This is a genomic window from Pirellulales bacterium, from assembly GCA_019694455.1.
Classification (GTDB): Bacteria; Planctomycetota; Planctomycetia; order Pirellulales; family JAEUIK01; genus JAIBBY01.
Map to the genome: position 1 here is coordinate 31,251 of JAIBBY010000003.1, position 21,603 is coordinate 52,853.

The following is a 21,603-nucleotide window of genomic DNA, read 5'->3' on the forward strand; positions in this document are numbered from 1 at the left end:
TGATTGGTCAAAGTTCTAAATGGCTTTTTCGGCGGCGAGCACCGTGGTGTACTGCGCGACGTCGAGAATCGCGTCGCCGCTTTCGCCGTAGAGTGTGAAATCAAAAACGCTGTGCTTTTCGGCGCGACTGCGAAAATGGAACCGCAGCATGCACTTCTCGCCCGCGCGTGGCTGACGCGCCAACCGCAGAAAGCCGATGCGGTGCGGCAACTCCAAACGGCCTGAGAACTGCAGAAAAATAAAGCTGCCGCAGGCCACGACGCAGGCGTCGAGCACGGCGGAAGGAAAAACCCAACCCTGCTCGCCGCGCGGCCCAGCCAGTTCGGCGAGCGACGGCGCAACGATGCGGGCGAAGCCACCCTCATAATCAAAACTGAACTCTTTGAGCGCGCGCAGCTTGTGGCCGTGGTAGAGCAAGCCGTTGTCGGCATACACAAACGGCAGCCAACCGACTGCCGGCTGGTCCATCGGCGGCGCGGCCAGGTCAGTCTGGCGCGACCCCAATTCGACGCGGCCGCTGGCGCAGGCCCGCGCCGGATCGACCATCAGTCCTTTGCGATTGCGCACTTCGACCGTCAGCCGGGCGTCGCGCTGTGGCCCATCGCCCGACAATCGCACATGCGCGCTGACCGTGCGCTGCGGTTGACACTTGATGCCTTGCACAATCTCAAAATCGCGCACCGCCACGACCTGCTGCCCCGTGGCCGCGCTGGCGGCCTGCGCCATCGCTTCCAGCGCCAGGACGCCCGGCAAGAAGGGCGCGCCGCGCAAGGTGTGTTCGATCAAGAACGGGTCGACTTCCGGATTGAAGCGCAACTCGGCCACTGACGAATGCGGCGCTTCGCCCGCCTGTACGCTCGCAATCAAGGGTGGCAGCGCCGGCGGCGATTGCTCTTTGATCGTCGCGACCGTTTGTTCGCGTTCGCCATAGAACAATCCTTCAAAATAGCCATCGGTGACGACCACCTCGGGCGTCGGCAGCGCTGCGGCAAGTTCGCGCTCGCAGTGTCGCACCCCCTCGGATGGCGAAATGTATTTCATGGCCAGCGAATTGCGATTGATTGGCACGCTGTCGCTAAGCATGGCCATGCCAATTTCGTCCCAGGTCTGCCAGGCGATCGAAGCGGTGGCGCAATCGGGGCGTTCGCCACGATGCCAAGATCCGAGCTTGGCCAGCACTTCGTTGGCGGCCGCGTAGTCGCTGAGACCGTTGCCGCCGTAACGGCCGCTGATCGATCCGAACGACAAGAAATGCCGCACAGGATCTTGACGTGTCAGCGCCATCAGCGCGAGCGCGCCATCGAATTTGGGCGCGAGTGTGCGTTCGATCAGCGCTCGCCCCTTCATTTCCAATCGCGCGCTCTTGGCGTAACCGGCGCCGTGGATCACACCCGCAATTGGGCCATCTTGCGATCGCACTTGGTCCAGAACGCGCGACAGGACCTCCCAATTCGAGACGTCGCACGAGTGGTAGGTCGCCGCGACCTGCGCCGCGCGGAACTTCTCGAGCGTGGCGTGAATCTCACGCCCCTTTTTCACGCGCGCCCAATCCTCCTCCGGCGAGCGACCATCGGCGACCGCGCGGCGGACAATTTCTTGTTTGATCTCTTTCAATCGGGCATCGTCCGCATCGAGCCAAGGCGCATCGGCGGGTGGCAAGGGACTGACGCCAACCAGGTGCAACTTCAATCCGTACTTTTTGCCTAAATGCAGCGCAGTGGCCGCGGTGATTCCGCGTGCGCCGCCGGTCACCACCCAGACACTGCCGGGCGTGATCGAACAGGCGTCGCTGTCCGCAAGCTCGCGAGGAGTCACGCGCGTGGTAAATCGTCGCCCGGCCTGCCAGGCCACCTCAATCTCATGGGTGGCGGCGGCCAACTCCGCCACGATCGCCTCCCCCACCTGTTGCGGTGGTTCACTGGCGGCCAGATCGATTACCTGGCAGCGGATGGCGCGGTCTTTGCGGCGCGCCCCTTCGACATGCACCGACTTGACGAGCCCCGCCAAGGCACCCCCCTCCGGCGCGAAGCCAGTCGATGCGATGCCAAAGTCGCCCCCCAAATTCGTCACAGCGACCAGATTCGAATTAGCGGAAGACTGAATGCCGCTCAACCGCTTGAGCCAACGCTGAGTCACCAAGAAGGGCAGCACGATGCCGCGTTCGCGCCGCTGCCGAATGGATGCCGGAGTATCCAGCAACATGGCGTCGGGATCGCGGGCCGTGACCAGCACCAGGTGTGCGGCAGGTTCAGTGGACCACTGGGCATCAAGCCGGGCTAACACTTCGTCGATTTCGCCATCCAGCGCAGGATGCTGAACCGTCTCGCCGCGAGCCGTCAACATTTGAGCGATCGCATCGGCGTCGGCATTGTCGCCGAGGACGCAAACAGTCCCTTCAAGCGCCGCGTCACGCGATGCTCGATCCAATGGCGACTCCTCCAAGGTCAATACAAATCGGCGGGCGACATCGCCGCCAGACGAGTCAACCGCAGTCGTCTCTTCCGTTTCGTTCGTGGCGGAGGGCTCGAATGGATGATCGGCCGATCCGGGACCGTAGTAGCGTTCAAAGAATTCGCGACTGGTAATCAAGGCCTCGGTGTCATCGGCGTCGGCGGCCAATTCACGAACCAAGTGCGCCAAGCCATCGCGCTTCGGCATCAACTCCGGCGCGTCGGTCATCTGAAAGGTGGCTCGCGTTTCGGGACGATAGGCCATGCCCACCTCGTCCCAGGGATGCCAATGGAACGTGATCGATCGCACATCGGGCCGTCGCGCGCGATACCAACCGCTCAGCTTGGCCAACATGTCGCTGGCAGCGCAGTAGTCAGCCTGGCCATTGCTGCCCAGCCGTCCGCTAATCGAACCGAAGCCGACGAAATGGCGGATTGGATCGGACTGGGTCAAAGTCATCAGGTTGTACGCCCCGGTGACTTTGGCGCCGAGAGTGGCGGCGACTAGCTCGGGGCTTTTCTTCTCAAATTTGCCGGAACGCTCTATGCCGGCGCCGTGCAGCACGCCGGTGATCGGCCCGCTGCGGCGGACTTGGTCCAACACGCGGGCCAGAGCCTCGCGATCAGTCACGCTGCACGTGTAATAGTCGAATGCGATGCCTGCGGCGCGAAACGCGTTCAGGTTCTTTTGAACCTCGATCGCCTTTTCCACTGGCGCCCAGGCGTCGGTCGGACGACGGCCAGCTTTTTGAGCCTCCAGAATCACCTGCGACTTCAACTCTCGCAGGCCGTTCTCGTCGAGCGTCAACCATTCGGCCGGCACATTAGGAAGCGGACTCGTTCCGAGCAAATGCAGCCGAACATCGTAGCGCTGCGCCAATTCACGCGCGCACTCCGCGGTGATGCCGCGCGCGCCGCCGGTAATAATCCAATTGCCCTGCGGCACGCGATCGGCGCGAGGCGCATCGGCCAAACGCGCCGGAATGGCGTTTTGCAAGTACCGGCGCTCTTTGCGAAATGCGACTTCGTAATCGATGGACCGCGCGGCCAGTTCGCGCAAGATATTCTTTGCGAGCGCTTCGGCAGGCTCATCGGCCGGGGCATCGATCGCCTTGACCAGCAGATTCTTCTGGTCGCGCATGATCTTGAACTCGATACAGAGCGCCTTGATCAGTCCCGCCAGCGCTCCCCCTTCCGGAGAGGCGGTCTGACCGCCAAACCCAAGATCGCCGCCGTGACATGTCAGCGCGACGACGGTGGAGCGATCGAGCCACTTCTTCGCCACGGCCTGCGTCGTCCATGCCTGTGTTAAAAAGAAAGGCGCCACCACCGCCGATTCCAAGCGCGCGTCGAACTGCGCGGGATCGCCCATGTCGGCGCTGGTCGCATCGAAATGCGACAGCAAGAACAAATGGGCGACCGGGCCTTGGGCCCAGAATGCCTCGATCTGTTGCCGCATCTCCGCCAGATTGCCCATGCGGGTTATTCGATGCACTACGGCGCCCGTCGCCCGGCATTGCCGCGACAACGCCTCGGCAACTGGATTGTCCCCCACGATCAATGCGGCGCCTTGCCACACCGGCGCGGCCGGCGTGTTGGCGGCGAACGCCATAGGGATGGTGCGCATGGTGAACCGCATACTCTCCAGCGGATCACGCGGAGTCGACGCGATGGTCGGTGGCGACTGCTTGGGCGTTTTGGCCGCGCGACCGTTGACGCTTCCGGCCGTTGGCCGTTTGGGTTCGATTCGCGCCTTCCAATGGTCCGGGAGACGAGTCGACTCCTCGCCAATCCACAGGAGACCTTTACCCGGATCAATGACCACCGAGAGGTGTGACCAATCCTCCCGCCGGTCGGCGACCGCAATGGCGACTTCTTGACGAGCGACCGTCGCTTCGGCGCGACAGGCGTCGCGCACCAGATCGGCCACGGGATAGTGTCCGGCCTGCGCTTGAGTCGCCAATGCCTCCCAGCGCGAGCGTGTCGCAGCGAGCGGCGACGCATCGATGCCGAGCGCCACCACCAAGACATCGTCGGCGGTTTGCGCGCTAGTAGCGGACGGGTTTTGATAGTGAATGGCCGTGGGCGCGGCGCTCCCTAGCAAGATTCCGACCGAAGGTGATGCGTCAGCCGCCTCCAAGGCGCTGGCGACGTCTCGCCCGCGAGTCAGCGCCCGCGCGACAGTGCGCGCCCAGCCTTCCGCTGGCGCCTGACCCGGCAGTGGCGCGGCGCTGGCGGTCAACCCCTCCGCGTTCACGCCGGCAATGCCGCCGACTGTGCCCACAAGTCCTACCAGCGCGTGTTCGACTCCCAGGAGCGGCTGGCGAATGAACACGGCCGGCTGCAGCACTTCGTCGAACGCGGCCATTAGGGGCCCAGTCCATGCTGCGGCATGCAAGAGCGACGTATCGCTCGCCTCGCGCGCGGCGAACTGCAGGCTGGATTGGCCCACATCCACAAATGCCGCGTTTTGATGCGCCATGATGCCCGCCAGCGGAACCTCTGCTCCGTCAGCGATACCTTGCAGTTCGTCCAGCTCCTGATCGGTGAAACGCTGCTGCGAATCACCACCTGCCGGCCCGACGCACGCCAAGTCCCCCAGATCGGCATATGTCCGCAATATCTGGCGGATCGCTCGCCGATAATGGCGACCATGGGCAAGCCCCATCTCATACGGCGTGCCAGTTTGCGCCACGGGCTCACATGCGGTCGGCGCCGACGGCGACAGATCGTAGGTCGGTGGCAAAACCGAATCCTCAATCGTCACCGCCGCGGGTGGCGCGATGGTGTCGGTCGCGCCGACCGCATTCTCAAAAGGGTGGGCAGTCGCCTCCCCGTTCGTTTCATGGCCGCTCATGCTGGCCGCAAACGGTGCAGACGCTCGAAATGGCACGGTGCGAAGGAAGTCGAGCACGTGCCGCAGCGTGGGAAACTGGTCGAGGGTCAGCTCCTCTGTCGGCACCACATCGAAATACTCCTGCAACTCGCCGAAGAGCTGCGCCTTCTTGATGCTGTCGATGCCGAGATCGGCCTCCAGATCGGCGTCGAGCTCCACCACTTCCGGCGGATAGCCCGTTTGCTCGACTACGAAGTTGATTAAGAAGCGTTCCAGCTCATCGACGTTGGGGGCATGAGCGTTGGCCGCGGCAGCCGGTTGTGGCGCCGGCCCGGTAACCGGAGGCGGCTCGGCCTGCGGCGCGGCTGCGCTCTCGGACAGCGACAAAGACGCCGTCGCCCGAATTGGCACGGTGCGAAGAAAGTCGAGCACGTGTCGCAGCGTGGGGAACTGGTCGAGGGTCAGCTCCTCTGTCGGCACCACATCGAAATACTCCTGCAACTCGCCAAAGAGCTGCGCCTTCTTGATGCTGTCGATGCCGAGATCGGCCTCCAGATCGGCGTCGAGCTCCACCACTTCTGGCGGATAGCCAGTCTGCTCGACCACAAAGTTGATCAAGAAGCGTTCCAGCTCATCGACGCCGGGCGCCGCCGGAGCTGCTGCCGGCGATGGGCTCGCAGGCGGAGCAGGTGTCGGCGCTGTCGACCGTGAGGGCGCAGCGGCCGCAACCTCGTCCAGGCCGGCGCCTTTCATTGGAACCGTGCGGAGAAATTCGAGCACGTGCCGCAGCGTGGGAAACTGATCAAGCGTCAGCTCTTCTGTCGGCACCACATCAAAATACTCTTGCAGTTCGCCAAACAGTTGGGCCTTCTTGATACTGTCGATGCCGAGATCGGCCTCCAGGTCGGCGTCGAGCTCCACTACATCCGGCGGATAGCCCGTCTGCTCGACCACGAAGTTGATCAAAAAACGCTCCAGGTCGACAGTGCTTGGCGCCTTGGCGACAGGTGCGGGGTGAGGCGTAACGGCATGCGGCGCGTGACCATTTTGAGCCACCGGCGCGGCAGGCGCTGGGCGTGGTGGCGGCGGCGCGGGTGCAGCCGCTTGAGCTACCGGCTTTGGCGGAGCGCTGACAGGCGCAGCGGTCCGAGCCGCACGCGCGCCGCCCGATTGGGCCGTCTGTCGCATCCGCTCGCGGCGACGCGTGGTGGCGTCGAATGCCAACAGCGGTTCGCGACGCGGTGGCCGCGCCCCCCTACCGCCAGGCAAAGGTTGTGGTGATCCATGCTCCATATCAAAAACTCCCATCACCGATAGGGCGGCCCGAACTTGTTCAATCTGCTCCAGCCCGAGCCGCTTTGGCTGATCGCAAGCAATCGCAACTTGGTCTGTTGAATCGAGAATGCGCCGATGCAAGCCGCTCAGCACCTGCTGCGGCCCCACTTCCACCAGCACGCATGGCTGGCCGGCGCTCACCGCATGAACCAGATCGACATACATCACCGGCGACGTATTGTGACGCGACAGATTGTCGCGAGCCTCGTCGGCGGTGGTCACCGATCGGTTGGTGACGACGCTCCAAAACGGCACGCGCGGATTTGAGAACTGCGCCTCGGCCAGCGCTCGTTCCAAAGGCTTGCCCGCGGGCGCCATCAATGGTGTATGAAACGGCGCCGGAACCGCCAGCAACTTCGCGCCGATGCCGGCGCCCTTGAGAATGGCTTCAAAGCGAGCGAGATTTTCCGGGGCGCCGCCAACGACTGTTTGGTCGGGGGTGTTGACGTTGGCGACATGGATCGCCAATCCTGCTTGTTGGGCAAGCTCGGCTACCCGCTGAGCGGAACCGCCCGCGGCCAACAGGCCCCCCTGCACTCTCGCCGCGGCGATACCATCGCAGCGGGCGCGCGTCAAAGCGATGGCGGTCTCGATGTCGATCGCGCCGCTGGCGGCCAGCGCCGAGTATTCGCCGAAGCTATGTCCCAGCACCGCGTCGGGGACGATACCAACGGATTGCACCGTCCGAAACATCACCCAATTGGCGATCAGCATCGCTAATTGAGTTGGCCACACTTGCTTGCCCATGGCGGCGCTGTCGCCCCAGGCAAGATCGGAAAATGACTGGTATCCATAGCGCTCCAGAATCGCTTCTACTTCGTCTAGCGCTTGTCGCGCGGCCGGCGATTGCTCGACAAGAAGCTTGAGCATTCCTGGGTACTGCGAACCTTGCCCCGGAAAGCAAAAGACAACACGCGGACGCGCGCGCGGTGTTTCACTCAGATAGATCCCTTGTTGGCGCAGCACCGCCTGCCCGGCAGGCGATGATCCCTGCTTGACGGCGAGTTCCAACTTGGCAGCTAGCGATTGTGGAGTGTCGGCGACAATCGCTGCGCGGAAGCGATCGCTCAACCGGAAGAGTCGCTCGCTGCCCTGCGCGAAAAGTTCCGCAGCCCGGCCGCAGGCGGCGGTCAATTCGCTGATCATCCCTTCTGCCGAGTCCGCTGCGAAGGTAAGCACGCGCGAACCGACCACGCTGGGATCGACCGGAATAGCAAACGGCGATGCCGCAGCGGGCTTTGACGCCGGACTCGGCTTGGCGTTCGTAACGTTGGCGGACTGTTTGACGCTGGTCTTGCCGCGGGCCGGCTTGCCGACCGCCTTGCCCGACTCGATCAGCACATGATAGGTCAGGCCGCGCGATCGCGAACACACGGCCGCCAAGGCGCCTTCGCTGGCGATTTCGGCAACCGATGTTTGAGAGGTTGGCGTAGTCAGCCCATCGGACGCGATGGGCTGACGGACATCGACCGGCCTTGGCAAGATGCCGCGATCCAATTCCAAGCTGGCCTTGATCAAAGACGCCATGCCGGCGGCGGCCTCAGCATGGCCGATCTGCCCGGCGACGGAGCTTAACATCAGCGGCCGAACGCGATCGGCGACCGTGTGTAACTGCGAGAGGGTGCGCAGTTGGTCGGCGCCTTCGTCCACACTCATCGCCCCGTCGACTTCCATCAGGCCGATATCTGCAGCGGCGCGATCGGCGGTGGCTAGCGATCGCTCGATCGACACCCGCAGCGCCTCGCCCGCGCTCGCATGGTGCGCGGCGCCGATGCCGCGAATGGTGGCCACGATGGGGTCGCCATCGCGGCGCGCGTCGGCCAATCGCTTGAGCAGCATCACCCCCACCCCTTCCGCCGGCACGTAGCCGTGCGCGGCCTGATCGAGAGGGGAACTCGGGGTGCCGTCGGCGCAGAGAGCGCCGTTGATCGCCAATCCTTCGTACTCCGGCAGCCCTAAACGTCGCTGCCCGGCCGCGCAGATCATCATATCCACATCGCCACACAACAGCGCGTCGACGCTCACCGAAAGGGCCGCCAGCGACGAGCAATGACCACTATCGATGGCAACAGCGCCCCCCATTAAGTTCCAGGTCTTGGCCGTCCGTGAAGCGAGCGAGCTAGTGCTGAAGCTCCCCGTTTCATCGATCAACGCTGGCCAATTGGCGAGCAGACGTTTGTCGTACTTCTTTTGGATTGTCTCAATTCGATCGGCTGCGGCGCCACCGTCGCGCAAGATGGCCGCGATGTGCCGCTTGAGTTCTGGCAGGCGCAGGCCCATTTGCAATTGGAAGGCGAAATCGCCGCCGAACTCGGTGCCGACCACCACTCCGACTCGCGTGCGGTCGAAATCGCGCCGGTCGTAGCCCGCCTGCTTAATCGCCTGATCGGCCGCGTCGAGCAGCATGAACTGCAGCGGATCGGCTTGCTCCACCTGCTTGGGCGGAATCTTGTGCGTCTTCCAATCGTAGACGAAGTCGGTGATGAAACCGCCACGCTTGGTGGGACTGTGATACGCGCGGCGCGAGCCGGGCTCATACGCCAAATCGGCGCGCCAGCGCTCGGGCGGCACGTCGCATTTGGGGTCACGTCCCGATACAAGCAATTCCCAAAACTGATCTGTATGGCGCGCTCCCGGCAGCACACATCCCATGCCGATCACGGCAATCGCGTCGTCATCGGCCGATTGCGGTTGGTTGCCCGCCATGGTGTTCTCGGGCAGAGCAATCAACCGGCGCGAAGCCTCGTTGAACTCCTCAACCGCCACATGCATGTTCAGGCCGCCAATGCCAAACGCGTTGACCCCGGCGCGACGCGGCCGACCATCGGGATGCGGGGCCCAGGGGGCGGGCGCTCGCGGCACGAACACCGGCACCTGGTCCCATTCGATTTTGGGATTTAGTTGACTGACGTTGGCCGCCGGAGGAACCGTGTTGTGCCCGAGCGCCAGCACGGTTTTGATAACGCCGGCAATACCCGCTGTTTCCAGAGTGTGGCCGATGTTGGCCTTCACACTGGTGATCGGCACCTTCTTGCCCGGCGGCAGTTGACCGGCCAGCACCTCGGCCAGCGTGTTCAGTTCGGTGGCGTCTCCCAATTGAGTCGCCGTGGCATGGGCTTCCACGTAGTCGAGGTCGCCCAGTTGCAAGCCATCGCGATATGCTCGCTGCATCGCGAGCACTTGCCCTTCTTTGCGTGGCGCCCACAGGCTCTTTCCCTTGCCATCGCTGGAAACCCCCAAGCCACGCACCACGGCGCGGATCGGATCGCCGTCGGCCAGCGCCCGCTCCAGCGTCTTCATGACCAGCGCCACGTAGCCCTCGCCCACGATGAGTCCATCGGCGTCTGCGTCAAATGGCCGCGAACCGGTGGAGCTCATCGCGCGGGCATGCGCGAACAGCACCAGCGAATCGCCCTTGCAGTCGGAGGCGCCGCCTACGATCACCATGTCGGCCCGGCCCAGTTGCAGCGCCCGCGCGCCAATCAGCATCGCCTGCAGCGACGAAGCGCACGCCGAGTTGAGCGCCAGAAACGGACCATCCAATCCAAACGCCTTGCTGAGCGTGCCAGCCACTAGGCTGCACGCAACGTCGGGCGAGGCCGCGGTGCGGATTGGCAAAGGCGCTCGCACGCGCGACACCAATTCGGCGATCACGCGATCTTGTTCCGCCTGTGGCAGCGCGGCGAACTCGTCCACCTCGCGCAGCATTTCGGCGGCTTCGTGCGCATAGGTGGCATAGGTGTATTCGCCACCGAGTGTGCTGCCTTGCGCGTGGCCAATGTACACGCCGGTGTTTTTGATGGGCACATTGAAGGGATCGATGCCAGCGTGGCGGAGCGCGGCGGCGGCCACCTCGCACATCAATAGGTGCGACGCGTCAACGCTGTTGGCCAACTCGTCGGCAATGGGGCAGGCGGCGCGATCAAAGTCGCGGCTTTTGACGATCGCCCCCATCTTGGAATAGGTCTTGCCCACCACGCCCACTTTGGGGTCGTAGTACATATCTTGATCGAGCCGATCGGGCGGCAACTCGGCGACGGCAGTTCGCCCTTCTACGACCAACCGCCAAAATTCATCGAGATTGTCGGCGCCAGGCAATTTGCAGCCCATGCCGATGATGGCAAGCGGAATTCGCGACCTGCTAGTCATGTTCGAATGGACTCCTGAATTGCCGGCGAGGTGCGTCGCCGCGGGCGACCCCGCCATGGGTCCACCGGCCGATCGGTCCGTCCGAACGGCCGTACTCCGAAGGGGCGCCCATCGCAAGCGCCCTAGGCTCACGTGTCACGCGGCCTGCGGACTGAGTTGCCCCGTTAAACTCCCCATCGCGTCGAGCAAATTGCGGTGGAGCGCGGACGGCGCCTCGAAGACCAGTTTGCCTGCGGCCAAGGCGTCGGTCGCCGCGACATCGCCGCGCGACAATTGTTCGAGTATGTGCGCGTTCACATACACCAGACCGACGGCATCTTCTGAGAAACCACGTTCGGCGCCCACGATCTCGCTGCCGCGAAGCAGCAGGCTCCATTGCCCGCCACCGCGGCCCGACACATCGAGCGAAACGCGCTGGTCGGCGTTGGCCGCTTGATTGGCGCTGACGAATCGCGACAACAGTTCCTGCGCGTCGAACTCAAACTCGATCTTTTCGTGCTTGGGCGAGGCAAAGTTGTGCTCAATGGGATAACGCGCGATCGTCATCATTTGATCGTAGTCCATGACCGGACATGGCAAGTGCGACAGCACGCGACTGGAGTGCGTGAGGTCGAATTGCGGATCGTCGCGCCAGTGAGATTCGTAAATCTGCATGTGGTGGTGGAACAATTGTTCGCAGGCGGCCAAGTCGCGCGGATCGGCTTGGTTGGCGGTGGTGCGCTTGGAGTACTTGCGGATTGCGTCCTGCGTCACGCTCTGAATCAATCGAACGCTCACTGGCTGCGGCGACGCAAGGTGGTATGTGCCACCGTGATAACGGCGGTTGCGAATAATGTGCAGCATGCCCGCTGCCACCCAATCCACCGGCACAAAGTTTTTTCCTTCGTGGCCTTGCAAACCGAGCCGAGCAAAAAACCGCTCGCCCATCTCTTCGGGCGGTATTCGGCCCGACATCGTGTAGGCCAATTGCAGCGGCAGATAGAAACCGTGATAGCTCGTGGTGTAGCCAGTGCGCGAGTCGCCGACGATGCTGGCCGGCCGATGCACAGTGCAGGTTTCGAAACCGCGCACTGAGCGGACCGCCTTTTCGGCGGCGAGTTTGCTGGCCTCGTACACATTGCCAGCTTCTTGCCCCAAATCGAGTTCGGTTTCTAGCACACGTCCGGTGCGCACACCACACAGATAGGAGGTCGACACATGATGAAAGTGTCGGACGCCGGCCCGCTGGCACACCTCTAGCACTCGACGCGTGCCTTCGGCGTTGGTGCGGTGCGGCTCGCCATCTGGCTGCGCGCGAAACACCAGGCTGGCGGCGCTATGGACCGCGGTATGCACATGCGAGCGAAGCCAAGCCAGATCGCCCCCATCCAGGCCCAAATCGGATTCGCGCAGGTCACCTTCCAGAATCACAGGTCGCCGCATCGAGCGCCCCGCGATCCCTTCCCAACGTTGCACAAGCGCTTCAATTCGCTGGCGTGCGGTGCTTAATTTGCCCGGGCGTACGATCACCGCCAGGTGCTCGCCGCCCAGTAACAAATCGCGCATTAAATAGCGACCCAGCAACCCGGTTGCGCCCGTCAGCAGCGTATATGACATAAGAAATGAAAGTCCTGTTGCCCGTTGACTCAACGCTGCCTGGCCGATCATCGGCGGACGGCGCGTGGCTAGTGCTATCAAGCACCGTGCTAGCGGTCGTTTATAGCGACATTAAGATAATAAAAATACAGCGATTGAGAAGACTGGGTATATTGAGTCGCGAATTACACGCTTCCGCCTCATGTGCGAATTGATACCACAGCGGTCGCTCAGCAATCGGCGCGATCCATCGAATTGGTTGCCATTTGAACCAAGCTCCATTTGCGTGATGCCATTTCCGGTGAGATTCCATTGAGTTCCCACGAAAACAGAAAATCTCGGCGATTCGCATTTTGGACCGTGATCCTGTTTGCACTTGGTGCGCCGATCGTCTTTTCGGGAATGGTACTTTCACTGAGCCAAATGCAGAACGATGTCACGCAGTGGCTACCAGCGGAGTATCCCGAAACGCGGGAGTTCGTCCGCTTCCTTCAGCACTTCGACCCCGAGGCGTTCGTCCTAGTGAGCTGGGAGGGCTGCACGCTGGATGACCCGCGTGTGGCGCGCTTTGCCGAGGGTCTGGTCGGGGCGCCCAGCATCGAGCCGGGCGCCACGCGTTCTCCTTACTACAGCAAGGTCATCACCGGTCCCAGCATGCTGGAAACGCTAACCAGCACGCCTATCAATCTGACCCGCGAACAGGCGATTCAACGCTTGCGCGGCTCGTTGATCGGCCTGGATGGGCGCACGACCTGCGTCGTATTTTCCATGACTCCAGAAGGCGTTGCGCACATGCGACCTGCCATCGACGCCTTATACGAGGTAGCCCAGCGTGAGTGCGGCCTTACGCAAGCGCAACTCAAGCTCGGTGGACCACCGGTCGACAATGTCGCCCTCGACGTGGCGGGCGAGCAGAGCATGCTGCGCGTGCTTGGGCTGACTTCGGTTTGTGGTCTCTTGGTCTGCTGGTGGTGTTTGCGCCATCCCTTGTTGATTGCGGTGGTGTTGATCGCCGGGTTTTACACGGTGGCGGCAAGTTTGAGCGTCTTCTACTTCACGGGCGGGGTGATGAACGCGATTGTGCTCACCATGCCCCCCCTGGTTTATGTGGCAGGGGTGTCCGGCGCTATTCATCTCGCCAATTACTATCGCGAGGCGCTGCCCGAACACGGGGTAATCGACGCGCCGTGGCAAGCGGTGCGGCAGGCCACCTTGCCGCTGCTGTTAGCCACTTTCACCACGGCCGTAGGGCTACTCTCTCTAGCCGCCAGCGAACTGGCGCCAATTCGGACGCTCGGCATTTACTCGGCGATTGGGGTGTTCATTGGTCTGGGCTGCATCTTGTTGTGGGTGCCTGCGGTGCTGGAACTTTGGCCCGTCGTCGAGCGGCCGCGCCAAACTTCGGCAATCCACCGGAGAGGGCTCGACGGATCGCAATTGACGCGGCTGGGCGCCGCCTACCCCAAGTTGGTCACGGTATGTGTCCTGGTTCTGCTCGGCGGCGTGGCCTGGGGTGCGACGCGCTTGGTGTCGTCGGTGCAAATCATGCGGCTGTTTTCGCCCGATGCCAAGATCATCAGCGATTATGCCTGGTTGGAAGAGCGACTCGGCCCGCTCGCGCCGATCGATGTGGTGGTTCATTTCGCCCCGAACTGCGCGCTTGATCTTCGGCAGCGGATTGAATTGGTCGAGGACTTGCAAGGCCGCGTCAACGAGTTGGAACATGTCGGCAGTTCGTTATCCGCCGCCACCTTCGCGCCCGATTTGCGCGCCATCGCTCGGCCGCAGAGCGGCACGGCATCGATCTTCAATCGCAAGCGCATGCGGCAAACCGTACAAAAGGTTCGGCTCGAGCGACATCGCGCCGATTTTGTGCGATCGGGATTCTTGCGAGATGCGGACGGCGGAGAGCTATGGCGAGTCACGGCGCGCGTTGCCGCTCTCGCGGATGTCGATTACCACGCGTTTACGCAATCGCTCGACGCCGCCGTGCAACCGCTCGTGCGCGGCCTTCAAAAACGAGGTTTTGATGGCGTGTCGGTAACCTATACCGGAGCGCTGCCGATTGTCTATCAAGCGCAAAACTCGTTGCTGCGCGGCATGCTCATTGGCTATGGCAGCGACGTGGCCTTGTTGGCAGTGGCAATGGTCGTGGTGATGAACAGCCTGTCGGCGGGGCTCATTTTGCTCGCCGCCAGCGTGTTGCCGGCGCTGGCGGTGTTTGGCGCCATGGGTTGGCTAGGCATCGTGGTCGACATGGGAGCGGTGATGCCGCCCAGTGTGGCGCTCGGAGTCACAGTCGACGACGTGATGCATTTTCTCTTGCGCTACCGCGATGGCGTGCGCGCGGGGCAATCGCGCCGCGATGCGGTTCTCGAAGCGTATCATCATTGTGGCCGCCCCATGTATCAAAGCTGGGCTATTCTCGGGCTGGGAATCTTGGCCTTCGCCTTCAGTCCCTTTTTACCAACGCGTCGATTCGGCTACGTGATGGTGGCGCTGTTGACGGTCGGGCTGATTGGCAACTTATTGTTCCTCCCGGCCCTTTTATGTGGTCCGCTGGGACGGCTCTGGCAACGGTCGCTGTTGAAGCGGTCTGAAACGCGCCGGACCGAGCAGGAGCAAGCAGAACCGGCGCCGGCCGTTTCCACCGTGGCGGCCGTGCGCTAAGCGCCGGGTCGCGTCAGGTTCGACTTTGCAACGTTTGCTGAATCCGCTCCATCAGGTTGTCGGCTAATTGGTCACGTTCAGCGCTGGTGAACCAAGCGGGGTCGCAACGCACGAATAGGCCCAGTCGACCAGCGTAGGTGAGCGCCACGACGGCCAGACGAGTGCCTCGCCGCAGGGGCGCCGTACCCGAGATTCCCTCCAAGCGCAGGCCGCCACATAGTGCGCGGCCGTCGTCTTGCGCGTGCGGCCATTGAGAGAAGACGGGCCCCACATTACTGAACACCGCCGTGGCGAACGACCACTGCCGGCGCAAGAACCAATCGACAATCCCGCGCGACTTGCAGGCGATCTTTAGTCCGCCTACGAAATACAAGCCAATTCTCCAGCGTTTAATGGCGGTAGTCTGCCGCTGAATAGCTCGCAGCAAGGCGGTTCGGTCCGCCATCTGCTTTGGCTTCCGCGTCACGAAGGCGAAGCTCAGCACGTTCGCCACTGGCATTCGCCAATCTTCTTTCTGTCTCAGGTTGGTCGGCACCAGGATTCGCAATCGGCCGCGCTTCAGTCCGTGGTCGCGGTTCCAATCGGCGAGCGTCAGCAGCAGATCGCGCAACAGCAAATCGTTGACCGTAACCCCTATTTCATGCGCGATCTCCACCAGTGAGGCCGATTGCTCGCGGCGCAACCACTCAGTATGGAAACTGACCGACTGACCACTGCCGCCACTCGCCGCGGGTTGCGCTGACGCCACGACCGCTGCCCGGCGTGAGACCAGTGGCCACCAGGCTCGTACGGTATTGACTCCATCCATGAACGTGGGCTGATAGTCCGCCAGGCCATATTCGTCTCGACGGGCCAGACTTGTGGCATCCAGCTCTCGCCACTGTGGCTCCCCCGATTTGCCATCCACAACATGCGCATACGCCAGCAACAATTCTTCGGCGAACAGCAACGCAGCCAGACCATCGGAGCAGGCGTGATGAAACACAAGCCAAACGATCGATTGCTCTGCCGCCGTGTCCACACAAACACGTAGCCCGCCGGCCGTGCAACCTGTCAAACCAAGGCAATCGACCAGCGGCGCTTCGCCAGGGGCGAGTTCCACAACCTGCGGGGCGTCGCCGGCAACCCAGACGGGCCAACGACCACTGGCGTCGATGCGCGCCGTTAGTAAGGGATGGCGCACAAGCGATATTTGGAGCGCGATATCCAGGGCCGATCGATCTAGCGCGCCGGACAGTTCCAATCGCACCGGAAAGATCGGCGGATACTCCGGACGATCGTCGGCCAGGTAGTAATACTCGAAGGCCGTCACCGGCAGCGGAAGTATCACGTCGATTGCGCACCTGGACAGTGAAATGCGGACACAGCGCCGTACCGCGTGGTCGTCATCATACTCAGATGCGCTGGCCTATGCGGAGAATCCACTGGCCAGAAAAAAGAGTGTCTCCACGCGGCGGGGGTCGTGCCGCGTGGAGACGGCGCTCGTTAGGAGTCTGCTAACTCTCCCTGCTTGCCGCCGAGCGCGGGCGGAGAATGCTAAAAAAGGCCGGCAGATCCGGTCGACTGGATCTGCCGGACGGGGACGGAGTCGCTAGATCTTCGTACCCCTCTATTAACTAAGACGTGTCGCGTCGGCTAATTCGGACAAGATTTCGCCAAGTTTTTTGCGGAACGGTAGATTTTTTCGCACGCGCGATCGCGCGGTGACCATTAATGGTCAGAATTGATTCCCTAAATCACGCGACCGGAAAACCTTGCTGAAGGGCTGCGAGCAGTAGAATTCCAGACTCGGAGACTGTAATGGCCAACTTCGTCTTTCAATTCACCGCAGCAATCGCCATTACCCTGATTGCCAACTGCGCATTGGGGGCCGAAACCGCAGAGGCCGAAGGCGGGACGCCGGCGCCGAGAATCACCCGCGCCGACCTGGGCAGGTCGTACCTCCGCCTGGAACAGGTCTATTTTTCCAATCTGCCCGACGAAGCTGAGCATATCGCCGGCATCAACAAGGTCTTTGACAAATCGACGCTCGCGTTCTTTGGCGGCAACTTCGCCGGCACTCTACGCGTCATCGATCAATTGTCCGCGGAGCTACTGGCGGGCCCGTCGCCCGAATTGTTGGCGGCCATGGCGTTACACGCCGATTTCGATCCCCCAGTACTGACACTGGACAGCGATCGCAAACCGCAGTTGAACCTGCGCATGCTCTATGATCCAGAAACCAGGTCGGCGACATCAGTTCGACTCACAATGCAGGGACTCTTCAATGCGTCCCTTGATATCAATGCGGAAAATCGACTTTCGAACAGCAGCTTTGATCTCTCCACGTTGCGCGATCGGCTGCAGCCGGGAATCTACGAACTCAAGGCCAACACCAAGGAATGCGAGATCGTCGTCGCGCGCTGGATCGTGGTCGATCGATCCCTCGATGAGATCCGGCAGGACAATGAGGAGCGGTTGGCGAAGTTGCACGCGTCGACGCCCGCCATCGAAGCGGCGATTGCCGCCTGTAAAGACCGCAACGAACTGCTGACCAATAGCCCGTCGACTGAAAAATCGGCCCAGTTCAACACCGACTTAAACGCGCTGGCCAGCGACGTTGCCATCGAGATTGGTACCCTGGAAAAAGGCGCCGACCCGTACCGACTGCGCGCTGGAGACTATTGGCGGACAGTGCGTTCGGGCGACCGGTCGATTCCGCTGCGAGTATTCGCGCCTGACAAGTGCCAGGAGGTTGCCTGCCCGTTGATCGTGGCGCTGCACGGCGCGGGCGCGGACGAAAATATGTTCTTTCAAGGATACGGCGCCGGACGTATCAAGCAATTGGCTGAACAGCACGGCGCGATTGTCGTCACGCCTTCGACCTATGCCATGGCGTCCAATGGCGACCACTTCGATGCCCTGCTGACTGCGCTCGCGCACGATTACGACATCGACTCGCGGCGAGTTTATGTGCTGGGACACTCCATGGGAGGCGGAGTGGCCGCAAACCTGGCCGCCACCAAGTCGAACCAGATTGCCCGCGCTTGTTGTCTGGCGGGCTATCGCGTTCCCAAATCGGAGAAAATGTCGCCCACGTTGATTATTGCCGCCGAACTTGACGGAGTGGTGGCAGCCGCGGGACTTGAAAAGAGCGCCCAGAAATCGGTCGATATCGGCCTACCCGTGGAACTGCGCGTGATGCCAAACTACGGCCACACACTAATGGTGGGAGTCGCGCTGCCTGAAGCGATCGATTGGCTTTTCCAGTCAGATGCGACACCGTAACCGCATGCTGGGGTTGTCTAAGGGCGCACGGACGGTGTGCCAAACTGGCGCCGTCGATTACAATGAGCCGCTTTTACCAGCGAGTCGGCGCCGCGCATGAATTGGGACTACCTGTTTTGTTGTCTGGCGGCGCTCTTGGCCGGGGCCATCAATTCCGTGGCCGGCGGCGGCACACTGCTCACATTTCCCGCTCTATTCGCCGCTTTGGGCTATTCGCCAGACGCCTCTGTCATCGCCAACGCCACCAGCACCACGGCGCTGGCGCCGGCGTCGGCGGCTTCGGCCTGGGGCTACCGTCATGACTTGAGAGGCATGTGGCGATGGGTGCTGGTGCTCTTGGCACCCAGCTTAATTGGCGGCCTGATTGGGTCGGCGCTGGTCATTCAATTTCCCAGCGCCTTCCGAACGCTCGTGCCATGGCTGATATTGACGGCGGCGGCGCTGTTTGCGATTCAGCCTGCGATCTCGCGCTGGCTGGGCATCGGCCACGATGCGGGGCTAACCACAACGCGCCGCGTGGTTGGAGTGGCCATTGGCCAGTTCTTTATTGCCATCTACGGCGGCTATTTTGGCGCGGGCATTGGCATACTCATGCTAAGCGGGTTGGCGCTCATGGGGCTGGCCGATATTCATGCCATGAACGGCCTCAAGAACCTATTGGCAGTCGCCATCAATGGCATGTCGGTGGCCGTTTTTGTTTTTTCAGGCAAGGTGCATTGGCCGCTCGCGGTCACCATGGCCGCCGCTTCAATAGCAGGCGGCTATGGCAGCGCTCGAATTGCCCGCCGCCTTAATCGAAACCTGGTTCGCAGCTTGGTCGTCGGCATCGGTTTGACGTTGGCCGCCTATTACTTCTATCGTCAGCTCACGATCGACGACGGCGTACCGCCCAACCGACCTGCCGGCGAGCACGCCGCGGCGACCAACTGACTCTCATTGTGTCGCGGCTCGATCTGCAAACTTCGACACCGAGCGAAATCGCTCTGCGCCTAGAAATCCGATCGGCAATTCGGTGGCGCCATCCAATGCCAGATCGGCCAGCGCTTGGCCGAGCGCCGGCGCGAACTTGAATCCATGTCCCGAGAGTCCGGCCGCGTAACACACATTTCCGTGCTCGGGATGTCGGTCGATCACAAAATGCCGATCGGGCGAAACGGTGTAAAGGCAAACCGCATGATGCGCTGGTTGGCCTTGCAGGTGGGACAGATGCTCGCGCACAAAGGCGTCGACTCGCTGTTGGTCAGTCGCGCGCAGATCGCGATCGACCAACAGAGGATCATCCACTCGCTCGCCGCCGGTGTGTTCGGCAATCTTGACTCCCCACGGCTCCAAACTCGGAACTCCGTAGAATTCACCAGCGGCCGTTTCGTATAAGAAGCAAGGACAGCCGCGTTGGGCCTCGTATTGCGAGCCCTGCGGACGATACCAAAACAGTGGCTTTCGCAATACGGTGAGAGGGATGCGCAGATCGGTAAGCAACTGCCCCGCCCAGGCGCCCGCTGTAATGATCAAACGCGAGGCGGTGAATCGCGACGACTCCGTAACCACACGAACTTGATCTGTAGTTGCATGCCACGAAAGCACCGATTCGCCGGTCAGGGCCGCGGCGCCGAGCATTAGCGCTTCCTCGACGTAGGCCCGCACGCAGTTCTCCACCTCCAAATACCCGGCCGCCGGTTCGAAGACGCCCAGATGAGATCGGTCGGGCGCCGCCAGTCCGGGCCATCGCGCCGCAATTGCCTCGGGCGCAACCTCCTCGATTGGCAGCCGGTGGCGGCGAGCGCTAGCCAGCACGCCGGCAATCACCTCCCCCGCTGGCGGCCCGACTTGCAATAACCCAACCTGATGCAACAACTTGCGGCGGCGCCGCGCTTCGAGCTCGGCCCAGCCCCGATAGGCCGCCAGCACGAGCGGCACATAATCGGGGTGCTCGAAATAGGCCTGCCGGATGATGCGGGTTTGACCATGCGAACTACCACGATCATGGGCGATGGGAAAAGGATCGATTGCCAGCGCCTTGACGCCCCGCCGCGCAAGTTGATACAGCGTGGCGCTGCCGACGCCCCCCATGCCGACCACGATCACATCGAACTGGGTCATGTCGATTTCCGCTCAGATTGACAGCGATTGTCACGCGCCCGATAAACATTCGCGCAGCGCTTCTCCACTCAGGAGACAATCATCGTGTCCGATCCGCCCGTCACAATGCAAGTTGATTCACGGCATAGCGGGCAGCGCCGCCCACCAAGCCGCGTGCGTCGGATGTTCGTTGCCGTAGTGCTGATCGTGGCGCTAGTGGCCGTCTATCTGGCGCTTTCGCCCTCCCCAATCGACGCGCTGCCCTACGATCCTCCCCCCAGGCCGGCCATGACCGGAGTGCTTGCGCCGAACGACAAGTTGCGCGCGGCAGACGCGCTTGCCGCCGGACATCTCATCGGGCCAGAAGATGTTGAGCCGGATGGCAAGGGTGGTGTTTACACGGGCCTTGAAGATGGCCGGATTGTTCGCATCGACGCCAGTGGCAAGGTCGAGGAATTCGTGAATACCGGGGGGCGGCCGCTTGGCCTGCGGTTCGACGCGCAAGGCAAATTGATTGTCGCCGACGGCGTTAAGGGACTCTTGGAAATTGCTCCGAACAAAGAGATCAAGGTGCTAACAACCAAGGCAAATGGTCAGCCGCTCGGCTTCACCGATGATCTGGATGTGGCCCGGGATGGCACGATTTACTTCTCCGACGCCAGCACCAAGTTTGGCGTGGGAGAATATCTCTACGACATGCTCGAAGCGCGCCCGCATGGTCGGCTGGTTTCGCACGATCGCGCGACTGGCGAAACCAAAATCTTGCTCGACGGCCTCTATTTCGCGAATGGTGTCGCCTTGTCGCCCGAGGAAGACTTCGTGCTGGTGAACGAAACCTATCGCTATCGAATCTCCCGCTATTGGCTCAAGGGGCCGCAAGCTGGACGTTCGGAGATATGGATCGACAATCTACCGGGATTCCCGGACAACCTATCGAGCAATGGACACGGTAAGTATTGGGTCGCGCTTTTTACCGAGCGCAACGACACGCTCGATCGGCTGTCGCCGCGGCCACGGATCAAGAACATCATGGCCAAACTGCCCAAATTCTTATGGCCGGCGCCCGCGCCCTATGGGTTCGTCATCGCGGTGGACGAGCAGGGGAAGATTTTTGAGAGCCTGCAAGACCCGGGTGGACAGAACTTGAAAGAAATCACATCGGCGGCCGAGCGCGATGGGTATTTGTATCTGGGGAGCCTCTCCAACGACCGGGTCGGACGCTACCGATTGCCATAGCCGTCG

Annotated in this window: 8 protein-coding genes; 4 read left to right on the forward strand and 4 right to left on the reverse strand. The window is 62.1% G+C overall.

What is annotated here, in order from left to right:
* Nucleotides 1–15 precede the first annotated feature (15 nt).
* Together K1X71_02370 and K1X71_02375 are read right to left on the reverse strand one after the other, a co-directional pair.
* Nucleotides 16–10,770, reverse strand: coding sequence for a KR domain-containing protein (locus tag K1X71_02370; GenBank protein MBX7071966.1), 10,755 nt, complete (start codon nt 10,768–10,770; stop codon nt 16–18).
* A gap of 135 nt (nt 10,771–10,905) precedes the next feature.
* Complete coding sequence (locus tag K1X71_02375; GenBank protein ID MBX7071967.1) at nt 10,906–12,366, reverse strand: SDR family oxidoreductase; 1,461 nt, start codon at nt 12,364–12,366, stop codon at nt 10,906–10,908.
* Nucleotides 12,367–12,768: 402 nt separating this feature from the next.
* Between K1X71_02375 and K1X71_02380 the strand changes: the two genes are divergently transcribed.
* On the forward strand, nt 12,769–15,015 hold the full coding sequence (locus K1X71_02380) for an MMPL family transporter (GenBank protein ID MBX7071968.1): 2,247 nt from the start codon (nt 12,769–12,771) through the stop codon (nt 15,013–15,015).
* A gap of 13 nt (nt 15,016–15,028) precedes the next feature.
* Here K1X71_02380 and K1X71_02385 read toward each other — a convergent pair whose 3' ends face one another.
* Nucleotides 15,029–16,345 (reverse strand): hypothetical protein, encoded by a 1,317-nt coding sequence (locus K1X71_02385; protein ID MBX7071969.1) that lies wholly within the window; start codon nt 16,343–16,345, stop codon nt 15,029–15,031.
* Nucleotides 16,346–16,815: 470 nt separating this feature from the next.
* Between K1X71_02385 and K1X71_02390 the strand changes: the two genes are divergently transcribed.
* Nucleotides 16,816–18,282 (forward strand): alpha/beta fold hydrolase, encoded by a 1,467-nt coding sequence (locus K1X71_02390; GenBank protein MBX7071970.1) that lies wholly within the window; start codon nt 16,816–16,818, stop codon nt 18,280–18,282.
* A gap of 96 nt (nt 18,283–18,378) precedes the next feature.
* On the forward strand, nt 18,379–19,212 hold the full coding sequence (locus K1X71_02395; GenBank protein MBX7071971.1) for a sulfite exporter TauE/SafE family protein: 834 nt from the start codon (nt 18,379–18,381) through the stop codon (nt 19,210–19,212).
* A 3-nt stretch (nt 19,213–19,215) separates the two neighbouring features.
* On the opposite strand, the gene solA is transcribed toward K1X71_02395, so the two are convergent.
* Entirely contained in the window at nt 19,216–20,382 is a 1,167-nt protein-coding gene (gene solA, locus K1X71_02400) for an N-methyl-L-tryptophan oxidase (GenBank protein MBX7071972.1), read from the reverse strand.
* Between the two features lie 84 nt (nt 20,383–20,466).
* On the opposite strand from solA, the gene K1X71_02405 reads away from it, so the two are divergent.
* The gene (locus tag K1X71_02405; protein MBX7071973.1) at nt 20,467–21,597 is read left to right on the forward strand and encodes an SMP-30/gluconolactonase/LRE family protein; all 1,131 of its coding nucleotides are present in this window, start codon (nt 20,467–20,469) and stop codon (nt 21,595–21,597) included.
* The last annotated feature ends 6 nt before the right edge of the window (nt 21,598–21,603 follow it).

Coding starts and splice junctions, on each gene's coding strand:
- K1X71_02370 (MBX7071966.1), bottom strand. CDS start 10,770: ATGACTAGCAGGTCGCGAATTCCGCTTGCCATCATCGGCATGGGCTGC.
- K1X71_02375 (MBX7071967.1), bottom strand. CDS start 12,366: ATGTCATATACGCTGCTGACGGGCGCAACCGGGTTGCTGGGTCGCTAT.
- K1X71_02380 (MBX7071968.1), top strand. CDS start 12,769: ATGCAGAACGATGTCACGCAGTGGCTACCAGCGGAGTATCCCGAAACG.
- K1X71_02390 (MBX7071970.1), top strand. CDS start 16,816: ATGGCCAACTTCGTCTTTCAATTCACCGCAGCAATCGCCATTACCCTG.
- K1X71_02395 (MBX7071971.1), top strand. CDS start 18,379: ATGAATTGGGACTACCTGTTTTGTTGTCTGGCGGCGCTCTTGGCCGGG.
- solA (MBX7071972.1), bottom strand. CDS start 20,382: ATGACCCAGTTCGATGTGATCGTGGTCGGCATGGGGGGCGTCGGCAGC.